The organism is Vibrio sp. YT-18 (assembly GCF_033337345.1).
Classification (GTDB): domain Bacteria; phylum Pseudomonadota; class Gammaproteobacteria; order Enterobacterales; family Vibrionaceae; genus Vibrio; species Vibrio alginolyticus.
Genome location: NZ_JAWOQO010000004.1, coordinates 95,613 through 111,221, shown reverse-complemented (window position 1 = coordinate 111,221; position 15,609 = coordinate 95,613). Strand labels below are relative to the sequence as shown.

The following is a 15,609-nucleotide window of genomic DNA, read 5'->3' as shown; positions in this document are numbered from 1 at the left end:
GATTAGAAGTATGATTGGTCTAATCGGTCGTAAAGTGGGCATGACCCGCGTATTTACTGAAGAAGGCGTTTCTATCCCAGTAACAGTTGTTGAGGTTGAAGCTAACCGTGTTTCTCAAGTGAAAACTCTTGAAACTGACGGCTACGCAGCAATCCAGGTTACAGCTGGTTCTAAGAAAGCTAACCGTGTAAACAAAGCTGAAGCAGGTCACTTTGCTAAAGCTGGCGTTGAAGCTGGTCGCGGTCTTTGGGAATTCCGTTTAGAAAACGGCGAAGAGTTCGAAGTTGGTTCAGAACTAACTGTTGAACTATTCAACGAAACTAAGAAAGTAGACGTTACTGGTACATCTAAGGGTAAAGGTTTCCAAGGCGCTGTTAAGCGTTGGAACTTCCGTACTCAAGATATGACTCACGGTAACTCATTGTCTCACCGTGCTCCTGGTTCTATCGGTCAATGTCAGACTCCAGGTCGCGTATTTAAAGGCAAGAAAATGGCAGGTCACATGGGTGCTGAGCGTGTAACGACTCAAAACCTAGAGATCGTACGTGTTGACGCTGAGCGCAACCTGCTTCTTATTAAAGGTGCAGTCCCAGGCGCAACTGGCGGCAACGTGATCGTTAAACCAGCTGTTAAAGCATAACGTCTCAGGAGTAAGTAATGGAACTAATGGTTAAAGGTGCCGATGCACTAACTGTTTCCGAAACTACTTTCGGACGTGAGTTTAACGAAGCTCTTGTACACCAAGTAGTTGTTGCGTACGCAGCAGGTGCTCGTCAAGGTACTCGTGCTCAAAAAACACGTTCAGAAGTTTCTGGCGGTGGCGCTAAGCCATGGCGTCAAAAAGGTACTGGCCGTGCGCGTGCTGGTACAATCCGTAGCCCAATCTGGCGTACAGGTGGTGTTACTTTTGCTGCGAAACCACAAGATCACAGCCAAAAAGTAAACAAAAAAATGTACCGTGGTGCTATGAAGAGCATTCTTTCTGAGCTTGTTCGTCAAGAGCGTCTAATCGTTGTTGATAACTTCTCAGTTGAAGCACCAAAGACTAAAGAGCTAGTTGCTAAGCTTAAAGAGCTTGAGCTAACTGACGCTCTAATCGTGACTAGCGAAGTAGATGAGAATCTATTCCTAGCTGCTCGTAACCTATACAAAGTTGACGCACGTGATGTTGCTGGTATCGATCCAGTATCTCTAATCGCGTTTGACAAAGTTGTAATGACTGCAGAAGCAGTTAAGCAAGTAGAGGAAATGCTAGCATGATCACTGAAGAGCGTATCCTAAAAGTTCTACGTGCACCGCACATCTCTGAAAAAGCAACTATGGCAGCTGAGAAAGCGAACACTATCGTTTTCAAAGTAGCTAAAGATGCGACTAAAAAAGAGATCAAAGCAGCTGTAGAAAAGCTATTTGAAGTTGAAGTTAAGTCTGTAAATACTCTTATCACTAAGGGTAAGACCAAACGTCAAGGTCTACGCCAAGGTCGCCGCAGCGACGTTAAGAAAGCGTACGTTACTTTGAAAGAAGGTCAAGATCTTGACTTCGTTGGCGGCGCGGAATAACAGGAGTAGTTAAAAATGGCTATTGTTAAATGTAAGCCGACTTCCCCTGGTCGTCGTCACGTTGTTAAAGTTGTTAACGCTGACCTACACAAGGGCAAGCCATACGCACCTCTTCTAGAGAAAAACTCTAAGAACGGTGGTCGTAACAACAAGGGTCGTATCACAGTACGTCACATCGGCGGTGGTCACAAGCATCACTACCGTGTAGTTGACTTCAAACGTACTAAAGATGGTATTCCAGCGACAGTTGAGCGTCTTGAATACGATCCAAACCGTAGCGCAAACATTGCTCTAGTTCTTTACAAAGACGGTGAGCGTCGCTACATCCTAGCACCTAAAGGTGTTGTAGCTGGTGATGTTATTCAGTCTGGTGTTGATGCACCAATCAAAGCTGGTAACACTCTACCAATGCGTAATATCCCAGTAGGTTCAACAGTACATAACGTTGAACTTAAGCCTGGTAAAGGTGGTCAGCTAGCTCGTTCGGCTGGTGCTTACGCTCAAATCGTTGCTCGCGACGGTGCGTACGTAACTATCCGTCTACGTTCTGGCGAGATGCGCAAAGTTCTTTCTGAAGGCCGTGCAACAATCGGTGAAGTTGGTAACTCTGAGCACATGCTACGTGAACTTGGTAAAGCAGGTGCATCACGTCATCGCGGTATCCGTCCAACGGTTCGTGGTGTTGTAATGAACCCGATTGACCACCCACATGGTGGTGGTGAAGGCCGTACTTCTGGTGGTCGTCACCCAGTATCTCCTTGGGGTATGCCTACTAAAGGCTTCAAGACTCGTAAGAACAAACGCACTGACAAGTACATCGTACGTCGTCGTAACAAGTAATCTATATAAAGAGGAATCGCCATGCCACGTTCTCTCAAGAAAGGTCCTTTTATTGACCTACACTTGCTGAAGAAGGTAGAGAAAGCGGTGGAAAGCGGAGACAAAAAGCCTATTAAGACTTGGTCCCGTCGTTCAATGATCATCCCTACGATGATCGGTTTGACCATCGCTGTCCATAATGGTCGTCAGCACGTACCAGTATTTGTAACTGATGAAATGATCGGTCACAAACTGGGTGAATTCGCACCAACACGCACTTACCGCGGTCACGCTGCGGATAAGAAAGCTAAGAAGCGCTAAGGAGTAGATAATGGAAGCAATTGCTAAACATAACTTTGCTCGCATTTCGCCTCAGAAAGCTCGCTTAGTTGCGGATCTAATCCGTGGTAAATCTGTTGACCAAGCTCTAGAAATCCTAACGTTCAGCAACAAAAAAGCTGCTGCACTAGTTAAGAAAGTTCTAGAGTCTGCTATCGCTAACGCGGAGCACAACGAAGGTGCAGATATTGACGATCTGAATGTCGCAAAAATCTTTGTAGATGAAGGCCCAACCATGAAGCGTATTATGCCTCGTGCTAAAGGTCGTGCGGATCGTATCTTGAAGCGTTCAAGCCACATCACTGTTGTTGTAGCAGATCGCTAGAGACTAGGAGAGTAAGCAATGGGTCAAAAAGTACATCCAAATGGTATTCGTCTAGGCATCGTTAAGCCTTGGAATGCTACATGGTTTGCTAACACCAAAGATTTCGCTGACAACCTAGACGGCGACTTCAAGGTACGTCAGTTCCTTACAAGTGAACTGAAAAAAGCGTCTCTATCACGTATCGTTATCGAGCGTCCTGCTAAGAGCATCCGTGTGACTATTCACACTGCTCGTCCAGGCGTTGTTATCGGTAAGAAAGGTGAAGACGTTGAGAAGCTACGCGCAGCTGTAGCTAAAATTGCAGGTGTACCAGCGCAAATTAACATCGCTGAAGTACGTAAGCCTGAACTAGATGCGCAACTTGTTGGTGACAGCATCGCGTCTCAGCTAGAGCGTCGTGTTATGTTCCGTCGTGCTATGAAGCGCGCAGTACAAAACGCAATGCGCCTAGGCGCTAAAGGTATCAAAGTGGAAGTAAGCGGTCGTCTAGGCGGCGCTGAAATCGCACGTTCAGAGTGGTACCGTGAAGGCCGTGTGCCTCTACACACTCTACGTGCTGACATTGATTACGCAACTTCTTCGGCTCACACTCAATACGGTGTGATCGGCATTAAAACTTGGATCTTCAAAGGTGAAATCCTAGGTGGTATGCCAGCAGCTAACGCTGTAGAGCCTAAAGGCGACAAGCCTAAGAAGCAGCGTAAAGGCCGTAAGTAAGGAGTCGACAGATGCTACAACCTAAACGTACTAAGTTCCGTAAGGTTCAGACTGGTCGTAACCGTGGTCTAGCTAAAGGTACTGATGTAAGCTTCGGCGAATTCGGTCTTAAAGCTGTTGGCCGTGGTCGTCTAACTGCTCGTCAAATCGAAGCGGCACGTCGTGCAATGACACGTCACGTTAAGCGTCAAGGTAAAATCTGGATCCGTGTGTTCCCAGACAAACCAATCACAGAAAAACCACTTGAAGTTCGTCAAGGTAAGGGTAAAGGTAACGTTGAGTACTGGGTAGCCCAAATCCAACCTGGTAAGGTTATGTACGAAATGGGTGGTGTACCTGAAGAATTGGCACGTGAAGCGTTCCGTCTTGCGGCACGTAAACTGCCTTTCAAAACTACATTTGTAACTAAGCAGGTGATGTGATGAAAGCACAAGATCTACGCGAGAAAAGCGTTGAAGAGCTTAACGCTGAGCTAATGAATTTGCTACGTGAACAGTTCAACTTGCGCATGCAAGCTGCGACTGGTCAACTACAGCAAACTCATACTCTGAAAGCTGTACGCCGTGATATCGCACGTGTGAAAACTGTTTTGACTGAGAAGGCAGGCGCATAATGAGCGAAGTAAAACGTACTCAACAAGGTCGTGTTGTTAGCGACAAGATGGACAAGTCTATCACTGTTGCTATCGAACGTTTCGTAAAACACCCAATCTACGGTAAATACGTAAAACGTACGACTAAAGTACACGCACATGACGAGAACAACGAGTGTGGCCTAGGCGACACAGTTGAAATCGCAGAGTGTCGTCCACTGTCTAAGACTAAGTCTTGGACTTTGGTAAAAGTTCTAGAAAAGGCGAAGATTTAATCTCGTTAATTCTATGAAACTAAAGCGGCTCCAAAATATTTTTGGAGCCGTTTATTTTTTGACTACCCAATCACAAAAAAGGGTGGTACAATTCGCGTCCCTTTTAAAGAGGCAGCCCGACCCGTGATGGGTCTAGTTATTAATATTTAGCGGAGCACTAACATGATCCAAATGCAAAGTATGCTGGACGCAGCTGATAACTCAGGCGCACGCAGCGTAATGTGTATTAAGGTTCTGGGTGGCTCTCACCGCCGTTATGCACATATCGGTGACGTCATCAAAGTTACTGTGAAGGAAGCAATCCCTCGCGGTAAAGTTAAAAAAGGTGATGTTCTGAAGGCGGTGGTAGTGCGCACCCGTAAAGGCGTACGTCGTCCTGACGGTTCTGTCATTCGCTTCGACCGAAATGCTTGCGTATTGCTAAACGACAATACTGAGCAACCAATCGGTACACGTATCTTTGGTCCTGTGACACGCGAACTTCGTGGCGATAAGTTCATGAAGATCGTTTCACTGGCTCCAGAAGTTCTGTAAGGAGCACGTAGAAATGGCAGCTAAAATCCGTCGTAATGACGAAGTAATCGTTCTTGCTGGTAAAGACAAAGGCAAGAAAGGTAAAGTAACTAAGGTTCTAGCAACTGGTAAAGTTATCGTTGAAGGTATCAACCTAGTTAAGAAACATCAGAAACCTGTTCCAGCTATGGGTATCCAAGGCGGTATCGTAGAGCAAGAAGCAGCTATCGACGTTTCTAACGTGGCTATCTTTAACGCAGCTACTGGTAAAGCTGACCGTATCGGTTTCCGTTTTGAAGACGGCAAAAAAGTTCGTTTCTTCAAGTCTAACGGCGAAACCGTTTCTAACTAATAGAAGTAATTTGGAGTTCTACTATGGCGAAACTGCATGATTACTACAAGTCGTCTGTAGTCGCTGAACTGACCAAACAGTTCGGTTACACAAGCGTCATGCAAGTCCCTAGAATCGAGAAAATCACCCTAAACATGGGTGTTGGTGAAGCAATCAACGATAAGAAACTGCTAGAAAATGCAGCGTCTGATATGGCAACGATCTCTGGTCAAAAGCCACTTATCACAAAAGCGCGCAAATCTGTTGCAGGTTTCAAAATCCGTGAAGGCTACCCTATCGGTTGTAAAGTAACCTTGCGTGGCGAACGTATGTGGGATTTTCTTGAGCGTTTAATTAACATCGCTCTTCCACGTGTACGTGACTTCCGTGGTGTTAGCGCTAAGTCTTTTGACGGTCGCGGTAACTACAGCATGGGCGTTCGCGAGCAAATCATCTTCCCGGAAATCGACTTTGATAAAGTTGATCGAGTACGCGGTCTAGACATCACTATTACGACGTCTGCTGGTACTGATGAGGAAGGCCGTGCTCTGCTGGCTGCCTTTAACTTCCCATTCCGTAAGTAAGGTGAAGGGTTACTGTTATGGCTAAAAATTCAATGAAAGCACGTGAAGCAAAACGTGCGAAGCTAGTAGCTAAGTTCGCTGAAAAGCGTGCAGCGCTAAAAGCTATCATCAGCGATGTAAACGCATCTGAAGAAGATCGTTGGAACGCGGTTCTTACACTGCAATCTCTTCCACGTGATTCAAGTGCATCACGTCAGCGCAACCGTTGCAACCAAACTGGTCGTCCACACGGTTACCTACGTAAGTTCGGTCTAAGCCGTATTAAGGTTCGTGAAGCTTGCATGAAAGGCGAGATTCCGGGTCTTCGTAAGGCTAGCTGGTAATTGCCACTTAATCATTTGGAGTAAATCATATGAGCATGCAAGATCCGATTTCGGATATGCTGACCCGCGTTCGTAACGGTCAGGCAGCAAACAAAGTTGCTGTAAAAATGCCTTCTTCAAAGCTTAAAGTTGCAATTGCTGCACTACTAAAAGCTGAAGGTTACATCGTTGACTTCGCTGTTGAAGGCGAAGCAAAACCTGAGCTAGAAGTTACACTTAAGTACTTCCAAGCTAAACCAGTAATCGAGCAACTTAAACGTGTTTCTCGTCCAGGTCTACGTGTTTACAAGAAGAAAGATGAACTTCCTTCTGTAATGGGTGGTCTTGGTATTGCTATCGTTTCTACTTCCAAGGGTCTTATGTCAGACCGCGCTGCACGTAAAGCAGGTCTTGGTGGTGAAATCATCGCTTACGTAGCTTAATAAGGAGTAGACTATGTCTCGTGTTGCAAAAGCACCTGTCGCTATTCCAGCTGGCGTAGAGGTGAAACTAAACGGCCAAGAAATCACTGTAAAAGGTGCGAAAGGCGAACTAACTCGCGTTCTTAACAACGCAGTTGTAATCGCTCAGGAAGAAAATAACCTGACTTTCGGTCCTAAAGAAGGTGTTGCTAACGCATGGGCTCAAGCAGGTACTGCTCGCGCTCTAGTTAACAACATGGTTGTTGGTGTTACTGAAGGCTTTACTAAGAAGCTAACTCTTAAAGGTGTAGGTTACCGTGCTGCTATCAAAGGCAACGCTGTAGGTCTAACACTAGGCTTCTCACACCCAGTTGAGCACGAGTTGCCAGCGGGTATTAAAGCTGAATGTCCAAGCCAAACTGAAATCGTGATCACTGGTGCTGACAAGCAACTAGTTGGTCAAGTTGCGGCTGACATTCGTTCTTACCGTGAGCCTGAGCCATACAAAGGCAAAGGTGTTCGTTACGCAGATGAAAATGTGCGTACTAAAGAAGCTAAGAAGAAGTAAGGTAACACTATGGATAAGAAAGCATCTCGCATCCGTCGTGCTACACGTGCACGTCGTAAGATTGCAGAACTGGGTGCGACTCGCCTAGTTGTACACCGTACTCCTCGTCACGTGTACGCACAGGTTATCGCGGCTAACGGCTCTGAGGTTATCGCAGCAGCTTCTACTGTAGAAAAAGCGATCCGTGAGCAAGTGAAATACACTGGTAACGTTGATGCAGCTAAAGCAGTGGGTAAAGCTATTGCTGAGCGCGCTCTAGAGAAGGGCGTAACTGCAGTTGCATTTGATCGTTCTGGTTTCCAATACCACGGTCGAGTAGCGGCGCTAGCAGAATCTGCTCGCGAAGCTGGTCTGAAATTCTAAGGTAGGGTTGGAAGATGGCTAAAGAACAACAAGTTCAAGCGAATGATTTGCAAGAAAAGCTAATCGCAGTTAACCGTGTTTCTAAAACGGTTAAAGGTGGTCGAATCATGAGCTTCACTGCACTAACAGTAGTTGGTGACGGTAACGGTCGTGTAGGTTTCGGTTACGGCAAAGCTCGTGAAGTACCTGCAGCGATTCAAAAAGCAATGGAAAAAGCGCGTCGTAACATGACTACGATCGCTCTAAACGAAGGCACTCTTCACCACCCAGTGAAAGGTCGCCATTCGGGCTCTAAAGTTTACATGCAGCCTGCTGCAGAAGGTACTGGTGTTATCGCAGGTGGTGCGATGCGTGCAGTACTAGAAGTTGCTGGTGTACACAACGTACTATCTAAAGCGTACGGTTCTACGAACCCTATCAACATCGTTCGTGCAACGATCGATGCACTAGGTAGCATGAAGTCACCAGAAATGGTTGCTGCTAAACGTGGTCTAACTGTTGAATCTATTTCGGAGTAAGAACACCATGGCAACTATTAAAGTAACTCAAACTAAAAGCTCAATTGGTCGTCTGCCAAAGCACAAAGCTACTTTGCGCGGTCTAGGTCTTCGTAAAATCAACCACACAGTAGAACTTGAAGATACTCCGTGTATTCGCGGTATGATCAACAAGGTTTACTACATGGTTAAAGTTGAGGAGTAATCAGAATGCGTTTGAATACTCTAGCACCGGCTGCTGGCGCGAAAACTTCTGCGAAGCGAGTAGGTCGTGGTATCGGTTCAGGCCTAGGTAAAACTGGTGGCCGTGGTCACAAAGGTCAAAAATCACGTTCTGGCGGCAGTGTTCGTCCAGGTTTCGAAGGCGGTCAGATGCCTCTGAAACAACGTCTACCAAAATTCGGTTTCACTTCTCGTAAGAGCCTAGTGTCTGCTGAAGTTCGTCTAGCTGAGCTAGCGAAAGTTTCTGGTGACGTAGTTGATCTAAACAGTCTTAAAGCTGCTAACATCATCACTAAGAACATCGAATTTGTAAAAGTTGTTCTTTCTGGTGAAATCAACAAAGCAGTGACTGTTAAAGGTCTACGTGTGACTAAAGGCGCTAAAGCTGCAATCGAAGCTGCAGGCGGTAAAATCGAGGAATAATCTCGAGGAACGAGGTACAGATGGCTAAGAAACCAGGACAAGATTTTCGTAGTGCTCAGAGCGGCTTAAGTGAACTAAAGTCGCGCTTGTTATTCGTAATTGGTGCACTTTTAGTATTCCGAGCCGGCTCTTTTGTGCCGATTCCTGGTATTGACGCTGCTGTACTTGCCGATTTGTTCGAACAGCAAAAAGGTACCATCGTTGAAATGTTTAACATGTTCTCCGGTGGTGCTCTTGAGCGTGCATCTATATTAGCATTGGGCATCATGCCGTATATTTCGGCATCTATTGTTGTCCAATTGCTAACTGTAGTTCATCCAGCGTTAGCTGAACTCAAAAAAGAGGGTGAAGCAGGCCGTCGTAAGATAAGCCAATACACACGCTACGGCACGCTTGTACTTGCAACCTTCCAAGCTATAGGTATTGCAACTGGCCTACCAAACATGGTCGACAATCTGGTTGTTATCAACCAAACCATGTTTACGCTAATTGCTACCGTAAGTTTAGTAACCGGTACCATGTTCTTGATGTGGTTAGGTGAACAAATTACAGAGCGCGGAATTGGTAACGGTATTTCGATACTGATTTTTGCAGGTATTGTTGCTGGATTGCCTTCTGCAATCGGTCAAACAATCGAGCAAGCGCGTCAAGGTGAATTGCATGTACTTCTTCTGTTGCTAATCGCGGTATTAGCTTTTGCAGTAATTTACTTCGTTGTTTTCATGGAACGTGGTCAACGCCGAATCGTCGTTAACTATGCGAAACGTCAACAAGGTCGTAAAGTATTTGCTGCGCAAAGCTCGCACTTGCCTCTTAAAATTAACATGGCAGGTGTAATTCCAGCGATTTTTGCATCAAGTATTATCTTGTTCCCAGGAACATTGGCTCAGTGGTTTGGTCAAAACGGTGAGAGCAGCGCGTTCGGTTGGTTAACTGACGTGTCTTTGGCTCTTAGCCCAGGTCAACCGTTGTATGTAATGCTTTATGCAGCAGCAATTATCTTCTTCTGTTTCTTCTACACGGCGTTGGTTTTCAACCCGCGTGAAACAGCAGATAACTTGAAGAAGTCTGGTGCATTCGTACCCGGTATCCGCCCAGGTGAGCAGACAGCGAAATACATTGATAAAGTAATGACACGTTTAACCCTTGCTGGTGCACTGTACATTACCTTTATCTGTCTGATTCCCGAGTTCATGATGGTCGCGTGGAACGTACGTTTCTACTTCGGCGGTACATCGCTACTAATCGTAGTTGTTGTAATTATGGACTTTATGGCACAGGTACAGACTCATCTGATGTCTCAACAGTATGATTCTGTGTTGAAGAAAGCGAATCTGAAAGGCTACGGCCGTTAATCCGGCGGTAGACTCAGTTTCATTTACGGAGTTTAGCAATGAAAGTTCGTGCTTCCGTTAAAAAAATCTGCCGTAACTGTAAAGTAATCAAGCGTAACGGTGTCGTTCGCGTGATTTGCAGTGAGCCAAAGCACAAACAGCGCCAAGGCTAATTAGCAGAAATTTTTACTTGAAAATGAAGGTTGGGTCGAGTATATTCCTCGGCCTACCTTTTGCGTGCAAAAGAAGTAGTATTCCGCAGCGTATCCATAACGGGCTTTGCTGCGGCTAATTCTTTTATAGAAACACTTAGGAGTGAATAATGGCCCGTATAGCAGGCATTAACATTCCTGATCAGAAACATGCAGTAATCGCTCTAACAGCGATCTACGGCATCGGTAAAACTCGCTCTCAAGCTATCCTAGCTGAAGTGGGTATTGCTGAAAATGTTAAGATCAGTGAACTAACTGAAGAGCAGATCGATCAACTGCGTGATGGTGTAGCTAAGTACACTGTAGAAGGTGATCTACGTCGTGAAGTATCTATGAACATCAAGCGTCTTATGGACCTTGGCTGTTACCGTGGTCTTCGTCATCGTCGCAGTCTACCACTACGTGGACAGCGTACTAAAACCAACGCTCGCACCCGTAAGGGTCCGCGTAAGCCGATCAAGAAATAATCGGGAAGGTAGAGTACAATGGCTAAACAACCAACTCGCGCTCGTAAGCGCGTACGCAAGCAAGTTGCAGATGGCGTTGCGCACATCCATGCTTCTTTCAATAACACAATCGTAACCATTACTGACCGTCAAGGTAACGCTCTTGCATGGGCTACTGCAGGTGGTTCTGGTTTCCGTGGTTCTCGTAAGTCTACTCCGTTCGCTGCACAGGTTGCTGCTGAGCGTTGTGCTGAAATGGCTAAAGAATACGGCCTAAAGAACTTGGAAGTTATGGTTAAGGGTCCTGGTCCAGGTCGCGAATCTACTGTTCGTGCACTAAACGCCGCTGGTTTCCGCATCACAAACATCGTTGATGCTACACCAATCCCTCATAACGGTTGTCGTCCACCTAAGAAACGTCGCGTATAACGTTTCTAGGACAATTGGAGAAGAATCATGGCAAGATATTTGGGTCCTAAGCTGAAGCTTAGCCGTCGTGAAGGCACTGACTTATTCCTTAAGTCTGGTGTTCGCGCGATCGATACCAAGTGTAAAATTGATAACGCACCAGGTGTACACGGCGCTCGTCGCGGTCGTCTATCTGAGTATGGCGTTCAGCTTCGTGAGAAGCAAAAAGTACGTCGTATGTACGGCGTTCTAGAAAAACAATTCCGTAACTACTACAAAGAAGCTGCTCGCCTAAAAGGCAACACTGGTGAAAACCTACTTCAGCTTCTTGAAGGTCGTCTTGATAACGTAGTTTACCGCATGGGCTTTGGCGCAACTCGCGCAGAAGCACGTCAGCTAGTTAGCCACAAAGCTATCCTAGTAAACGGTAAAGTTGTAAACGTTCCTTCTTTCAAAGTAGCGGCTAATGACGTTGTTTCTATTCGCGAGAAAGCTAAACAGCAAGCTCGTATCAAAGCAGCTCTAGAAGTTGCTGAACAACGTGAAAAACCAACTTGGATTGAAGTAGATGGTGGCAAGATGGAAGGTACATTCAAGCGTATGCCTGAGCGTTCTGATCTATCAGCTGACATCAACGAACAATTGATCGTCGAGCTTTACTCTAAGTAAGGTTTAAACTAAAGAGAGGACACAATGCAGGGTTCTGTAACAGAATTTCTTAAGCCACGTCTAGTTGACATCGAACAAATCAGCTCGACTCACGCAAAAGTAACTCTTGAGCCATTAGAGCGTGGCTTTGGTCATACTCTGGGTAATGCACTTCGCCGCATCCTTCTATCTTCTATGCCAGGTTGTGCTGTAACAGAAGTAGAAATTGAAGGCGTACTTCATGAGTACAGCACGAAAGAAGGCGTTCAAGAAGATATTCTTGAAATTCTTCTAAACCTTAAAGGTTTGGCTGTGCGCGTTGCCGAAGGCAAAGATGAAGTGTTCATTACTTTGAACAAATCAGGCTCGGGCCCTGTGGTTGCAGGTGACATCACCCATGATGGTGATGTAGAGATCGCTAACCCTGAACACGTAATTTGTCACCTAACGGATGACAACGCTGAGATCGCAATGCGTATCAAAGTTGAACGTGGTCGTGGTTATGTTCCAGCTTCTGCGCGTATCCATAACGAAGAAGACGAGCGTCCTATCGGTCGCCTACTAGTAGATGCTACTTACAGCCCAGTAGACAAAATTGCCTACGCTGTAGAAGCAGCTCGTGTAGAACAGCGTACTGATCTAGACAAGCTTGTTATCGATATGGAAACAAACGGTACTCTAGAACCTGAGGAAGCAATCCGTCGTGCAGCTACAATCCTAGCTGAACAATTGGATGCATTCGTAGATCTTCGTGATGTACGAGTTCCTGAGGAGAAGGAAGAGAAGCCAGAATTCGATCCGATCCTACTGCGTCCTGTAGACGATCTTGAACTAACAGTTCGCTCTGCTAACTGTCTGAAAGCAGAAGCGATTCACTACATCGGTGATCTAGTACAACGTACTGAGGTTGAGCTACTTAAAACGCCTAACCTTGGTAAAAAGTCTCTTACTGAGATTAAAGACGTACTTGCGTCACGTGGTCTGTCTCTGGGCATGCGCCTAGAAAACTGGCCACCTGCATCAATCGCTGAAGATTAATCGATACTAGTTAGAAGGATTAGGTCATGCGCCATCGTAAGAGTGGTCGTCAACTCAACCGCAACAGCTCACATCGCAAAGCGATGTTCAGCAACATGGCTAGCTCTCTAGTACGTCATGAAGTTATCAAGACTACTTTGCCAAAAGCAAAAGAGCTACGTCGCGTAGTTGAGCCTTTGATTACACTAGCTAAGACTGACAGTGTTGCTAACCGTCGTCTAGCATTTGCACGTACTCGTGACAACGAAGTAGTTGCAAAACTATTTAACGAACTAGGTCCACGTTTTGCTGCTCGTCAGGGCGGTTACACTCGTATCCTAAAAGCTGGCTTCCGTGCTGGTGATAAAGCTCCAATGGCTTACATTGAGCTTGTAGATCGCCCAGCTGCTGAAGAAGCTGCTGAGTAATCAGTTCGTAAGAACGAGAAAGCCGAGCATTAGCTCGGCTTTTTTGTATCTGTAATTCAGTAAACCTTTATATCCAGCCTGCATTTATTTCAACCGATGCAGACTGGCAATTTAAAAAGTGATTATCACTTACGCTTATTTACTAGTATTCCACAACCCGCCCAACGAACTTAGAAGCCCTTCGCTAGCGCCTTGCTTGTTCAAGTAATCCAAGATTACTGGAGCAAACTGACTGATCATAGATGGGTCTAAACCTAACGTATCGAATGCACTTTTTACTGCACTGATATTCTCAATATTTCCTAGTAAGCTTTGTGCTCCTTGCAAGTTTGAAAGTCCAGGAATCAAAGACTGTAATTCACTACTATTTTCTTGCGAAAGCTGGCTTTGAGCCAAAGCGAGTAGTGCACCACTGCCTCCGGCTGCTTGCTCAGTGGATACTGGTAATTGGCTAGTTAGCATGTCTGTTAATGGAGACGACTCGGTGTTCAAGCTGCTGCCGACCATGTCCATCAGGCCACTTTCTTTACTTTTTTGAGTGACTGAATCTAAGAATGCGTGCGCACTACCAATGTTGATTGATAGGAGTGCTAGAGTTAGGAGTGTTTTACGCATAGTACCTCCAAAGGTTGAGCGTTTTTTAAAAGTGATTTTATTTTTAAAGGCTATCAGAGTGAAAGGTTCAGAGGTGAGAAAGTTTATTCAGTTTAGACAAAAAAACGGCGCTAGTGCGCCGTTTTATTTAATCATAATTGAAAATGGTTTCAATTAGATAATATCTAATAGTTCTACTTCGAAAACTAAAGCTGCAAATGGAGGGATAGCCGCACCAGCGCCACGCTCACCGTACGCAAGATCTTGTGGTACGTATAGCTTCCACTTAGAGCCAACAGGCATTAGTTGTAGTGCCTCTACCCAACCTTTGATTACACCTGTAACAGGGAATTCAGCAGGTTGACCGCGAGATACAGAGCTATCGAATACAGTACCGTCAGTTAGCTCACCGTGGTAGTGAACGCGAACTGAGCTTTCTGCTGTAGGAACTGCACCAGTACCTTCAGAAATGATTTCGTACTGAAGACCAGAGTCTAGAACGTTAACTTCAGGTCGTAGAGCGTTGTCTTTTAGGAACGCTTCGCCTTCTGCTGCCGCAATTTTTGCTGCTTCTTGGCGAGCTGTTTCTGCACGAGTGTGAAGTTCTTGTAGTGCTTTGTTGATTTCATCAATTTCGATTGATGGCATGTCACCAGTTAGTGCTGTTGCAATACCTGCTGCGATAGCATCAACGCTAAGACCTTCAAGACCAGAGCCTGCAAGTTGCTGACCCATTTGCAGACCAATGCCGTAGCTTGCTTTTTGTTCTGCAGTTTCAAATTTAATTTCAGACATGAATGTCGCTCTTATTAGGAGTGATAAAGGTAACAGGATATCAGTTTCGAGCTTAGGTTTAAATGATTGCGACCGAATGCTTAATTGAGGCGGCCAGGTTGTGACTTATCTCTTACTCCAAGTGAAATTTCTGCTAATTTAATCCCAATTCCATTTTAGTTTGGTGAAAAACATATACTCTCCGCGTCGGTATTTTTATACTGGCCGTAGAAGTATTAAGGGACTCATTACAATGAATCGTCGCAGAAAGAAAAAGCAGCAAGTCGACTATGTCGAATTGGTTAAACAAAAATTCGCTGCTATCGACTGGAAGCAGCCGTTCAACAAAGAGCAATGGTTGGAGCGTATACAGCCTGTTAAGCAGTTTTGGTTGCGTCTGCCTAAATTTCATCAGCGTGCTTTGATGGTCTTAGTGCCATTGATTCTGGTACTCCTTGTTATTCCTTTGCCGAATAAAACAGAACAACCAGTTGAGCAGACTGAGGTCGATCATCCACGCGTAGCGATTGAGCTGAACGCGCAGAGTTTAAGCCAGCAGAGAACCTCTCAGAACTCTGGACCGAAATCTGAAGACTGGAAAGAGTACACGGTTAAAAATGGTGATACATTAGCGCAGGTTTTCAGAAGTAATCAGCTCTCTATGGCGGATCTTAGCGCTCTAGTCAAAATAGAGGGCAGTGATAAGCCGCTAAGCCAAATAAAGCAGGGACAATTGATTCGCTTTAAGCTTAGTGACGAAGGTGAGTTAGATATGCTACAGCTGGAAAAAAGCGGGCGGTCCGTTATGTTTTTCCGTTTATCGGATGGGACCTTTGGACGTAACAAGTAAACGCTTCAAATGAAAAGACGCGAAGATATCGCGTCTTTTTAGTTAGT

At 45.5% G+C, this 15,609-nt stretch carries 30 protein-coding genes; 28 read left to right on the top strand and 2 right to left on the bottom strand.

From position 1 onward, the window contains the following. The first annotated feature begins 10 nt into the window (after positions 1–10). The 27 genes from rplC (at position 11) to rplQ (ending at position 13,344) form a co-directional block, all read left to right on the top strand. The gene (rplC, locus tag R7M72_RS07350; RefSeq protein ID WP_005379555.1) at positions 11–640 is read left to right on the top strand and encodes a 50S ribosomal protein L3; all 630 of its coding nucleotides are present in this window, start codon (positions 11–13) and stop codon (positions 638–640) included. Positions 641–657: 17 nt separating this feature from the next. Next, positions 658–1,260, top strand: a complete 603-nt coding sequence (rplD, locus tag R7M72_RS07345) for a 50S ribosomal protein L4 (RefSeq protein WP_005379556.1) — start codon at positions 658–660, stop codon at positions 1,258–1,260. Further along, a complete protein-coding gene (rplW, locus tag R7M72_RS07340) occupies positions 1,257–1,559 on the top strand; it encodes a 50S ribosomal protein L23 (protein WP_004398471.1) in 303 nt (100 codons plus the stop codon). Before rplD ends, rplW begins: the two co-directional genes overlap by 4 nt. Positions 1,560–1,574: 15 nt before the next feature. Continuing rightward, positions 1,575–2,399, top strand: a complete 825-nt coding sequence (gene rplB, locus R7M72_RS07335; RefSeq protein ID WP_005383168.1) for a 50S ribosomal protein L2 — start codon at positions 1,575–1,577, stop codon at positions 2,397–2,399. Between the two features lie 21 nt (positions 2,400–2,420). Then, positions 2,421–2,699, top strand: a complete 279-nt coding sequence (gene rpsS, locus R7M72_RS07330; RefSeq protein ID WP_004394525.1) for a 30S ribosomal protein S19 — start codon at positions 2,421–2,423, stop codon at positions 2,697–2,699. A gap of 10 nt (positions 2,700–2,709) precedes the next feature. Further along, entirely contained in the window at positions 2,710–3,042 is a 333-nt protein-coding gene (gene rplV, locus R7M72_RS07325) for a 50S ribosomal protein L22 (protein WP_005383164.1), read from the top strand. Between the two features lie 18 nt (positions 3,043–3,060). Continuing rightward, the gene (gene rpsC, locus R7M72_RS07320; RefSeq protein WP_005383161.1) at positions 3,061–3,759 is read left to right on the top strand and encodes a 30S ribosomal protein S3; all 699 of its coding nucleotides are present in this window, start codon (positions 3,061–3,063) and stop codon (positions 3,757–3,759) included. Positions 3,760–3,770: 11 nt separating this feature from the next. After that, positions 3,771–4,181 carry a 50S ribosomal protein L16 gene (gene rplP, locus R7M72_RS07315; protein ID WP_005379577.1) on the top strand — a complete coding sequence of 137 codons (411 nt, stop codon included), beginning with the start codon at positions 3,771–3,773 and terminating at the stop codon, positions 4,179–4,181. After that, positions 4,181–4,372: a 50S ribosomal protein L29 gene (gene rpmC, locus R7M72_RS07310; RefSeq protein ID WP_005379576.1), complete on the top strand. Its 192-nt coding sequence runs from the start codon at positions 4,181–4,183 to the stop codon at positions 4,370–4,372. Before rplP ends, rpmC begins: the two co-directional genes overlap by 1 nt. Then, a complete protein-coding gene (rpsQ, locus tag R7M72_RS07305) occupies positions 4,372–4,626 on the top strand; it encodes a 30S ribosomal protein S17 (protein ID WP_005379575.1) in 255 nt (84 codons plus the stop codon). The genes rpmC and rpsQ overlap by 1 nt, the downstream gene beginning before the upstream one ends. A gap of 162 nt (positions 4,627–4,788) precedes the next feature. Continuing rightward, positions 4,789–5,160: a 50S ribosomal protein L14 gene (gene rplN / locus R7M72_RS07300; RefSeq protein WP_004410450.1), complete on the top strand. Its 372-nt coding sequence runs from the start codon at positions 4,789–4,791 to the stop codon at positions 5,158–5,160. A gap of 13 nt (positions 5,161–5,173) precedes the next feature. Continuing rightward, entirely contained in the window at positions 5,174–5,491 is a 318-nt protein-coding gene (gene rplX, locus R7M72_RS07295) for a 50S ribosomal protein L24 (protein ID WP_005379574.1), read from the top strand. A gap of 23 nt (positions 5,492–5,514) precedes the next feature. After that, positions 5,515–6,054, top strand: a complete 540-nt coding sequence (gene rplE / locus R7M72_RS07290) for a 50S ribosomal protein L5 (protein ID WP_005379573.1) — start codon at positions 5,515–5,517, stop codon at positions 6,052–6,054. 17 nt (positions 6,055–6,071) lie between these two features. Beyond that, positions 6,072–6,377, top strand: a complete 306-nt coding sequence (gene rpsN / locus R7M72_RS07285; protein WP_004410442.1) for a 30S ribosomal protein S14 — start codon at positions 6,072–6,074, stop codon at positions 6,375–6,377. Positions 6,378–6,406: 29 nt separating this feature from the next. Then, positions 6,407–6,799 (top strand): 30S ribosomal protein S8, encoded by a 393-nt coding sequence (gene rpsH, locus R7M72_RS07280; protein ID WP_005379572.1) that lies wholly within the window; start codon positions 6,407–6,409, stop codon positions 6,797–6,799. A gap of 13 nt (positions 6,800–6,812) precedes the next feature. Further along, positions 6,813–7,346 (top strand): 50S ribosomal protein L6, encoded by a 534-nt coding sequence (gene rplF / locus R7M72_RS07275; protein ID WP_005379570.1) that lies wholly within the window; start codon positions 6,813–6,815, stop codon positions 7,344–7,346. Between the two features lie 9 nt (positions 7,347–7,355). Further along, positions 7,356–7,709: a 50S ribosomal protein L18 gene (gene rplR, locus R7M72_RS07270; protein ID WP_005379568.1), complete on the top strand. Its 354-nt coding sequence runs from the start codon at positions 7,356–7,358 to the stop codon at positions 7,707–7,709. Positions 7,710–7,723: 14 nt separating this feature from the next. After that, positions 7,724–8,227, top strand: a complete 504-nt coding sequence (gene rpsE / locus R7M72_RS07265; RefSeq protein ID WP_004745894.1) for a 30S ribosomal protein S5 — start codon at positions 7,724–7,726, stop codon at positions 8,225–8,227. Positions 8,228–8,234: 7 nt separating this feature from the next. Further along, the gene (gene rpmD / locus R7M72_RS07260; protein ID WP_005379565.1) at positions 8,235–8,411 is read left to right on the top strand and encodes a 50S ribosomal protein L30; all 177 of its coding nucleotides are present in this window, start codon (positions 8,235–8,237) and stop codon (positions 8,409–8,411) included. A gap of 5 nt (positions 8,412–8,416) precedes the next feature. Continuing rightward, positions 8,417–8,851 (top strand): 50S ribosomal protein L15, encoded by a 435-nt coding sequence (rplO, locus tag R7M72_RS07255; protein ID WP_005383155.1) that lies wholly within the window; start codon positions 8,417–8,419, stop codon positions 8,849–8,851. 20 nt (positions 8,852–8,871) lie between these two features. Next, positions 8,872–10,206: a preprotein translocase subunit SecY gene (secY, locus tag R7M72_RS07250; protein WP_005379562.1), complete on the top strand. Its 1,335-nt coding sequence runs from the start codon at positions 8,872–8,874 to the stop codon at positions 10,204–10,206. Between the two features lie 38 nt (positions 10,207–10,244). Next, positions 10,245–10,358 carry a 50S ribosomal protein L36 gene (gene rpmJ, locus R7M72_RS07245; RefSeq protein ID WP_000868186.1) on the top strand — a complete coding sequence of 38 codons (114 nt, stop codon included), beginning with the start codon at positions 10,245–10,247 and terminating at the stop codon, positions 10,356–10,358. A 149-nt stretch (positions 10,359–10,507) separates the two neighbouring features. Further along, entirely contained in the window at positions 10,508–10,864 is a 357-nt protein-coding gene (gene rpsM, locus R7M72_RS07240) for a 30S ribosomal protein S13 (protein WP_005383154.1), read from the top strand. Positions 10,865–10,882: 18 nt separating this feature from the next. Beyond that, complete coding sequence (rpsK, locus tag R7M72_RS07235; RefSeq protein ID WP_001118870.1) at positions 10,883–11,272, top strand: 30S ribosomal protein S11; 390 nt, start codon at positions 10,883–10,885, stop codon at positions 11,270–11,272. 27 nt (positions 11,273–11,299) lie between these two features. Beyond that, positions 11,300–11,920, top strand: a complete 621-nt coding sequence (rpsD, locus tag R7M72_RS07230) for a 30S ribosomal protein S4 (RefSeq protein ID WP_005383146.1) — start codon at positions 11,300–11,302, stop codon at positions 11,918–11,920. Positions 11,921–11,944: 24 nt separating this feature from the next. Beyond that, the gene (locus R7M72_RS07225) at positions 11,945–12,937 is read left to right on the top strand and encodes a DNA-directed RNA polymerase subunit alpha (RefSeq protein WP_005383143.1); all 993 of its coding nucleotides are present in this window, start codon (positions 11,945–11,947) and stop codon (positions 12,935–12,937) included. A gap of 26 nt (positions 12,938–12,963) precedes the next feature. Then, positions 12,964–13,344, top strand: coding sequence for a 50S ribosomal protein L17 (gene rplQ, locus R7M72_RS07220; RefSeq protein WP_005383141.1), 381 nt, complete (start codon positions 12,964–12,966; stop codon positions 13,342–13,344). Between the two features lie 135 nt (positions 13,345–13,479). Here rplQ and R7M72_RS07215 read toward each other — a convergent pair whose 3' ends face one another. Further along, positions 13,480–13,959, bottom strand: a complete 480-nt coding sequence (locus tag R7M72_RS07215) for a DUF2780 domain-containing protein (protein ID WP_017820297.1) — start codon at positions 13,957–13,959, stop codon at positions 13,480–13,482. Positions 13,960–14,112: 153 nt separating this feature from the next. Beyond that, complete coding sequence (locus R7M72_RS07210; protein WP_005383137.1) at positions 14,113–14,733, bottom strand: FKBP-type peptidyl-prolyl cis-trans isomerase; 621 nt, start codon at positions 14,731–14,733, stop codon at positions 14,113–14,115. A 232-nt stretch (positions 14,734–14,965) separates the two neighbouring features. Here R7M72_RS07210 and R7M72_RS07205 point away from each other — a divergent pair, with 232 nt between their 5' ends. Further along, positions 14,966–15,562: a LysM-like peptidoglycan-binding domain-containing protein gene (locus R7M72_RS07205; RefSeq protein ID WP_053303347.1), complete on the top strand. Its 597-nt coding sequence runs from the start codon at positions 14,966–14,968 to the stop codon at positions 15,560–15,562. The last annotated feature ends 47 nt before the right edge of the window (positions 15,563–15,609 follow it).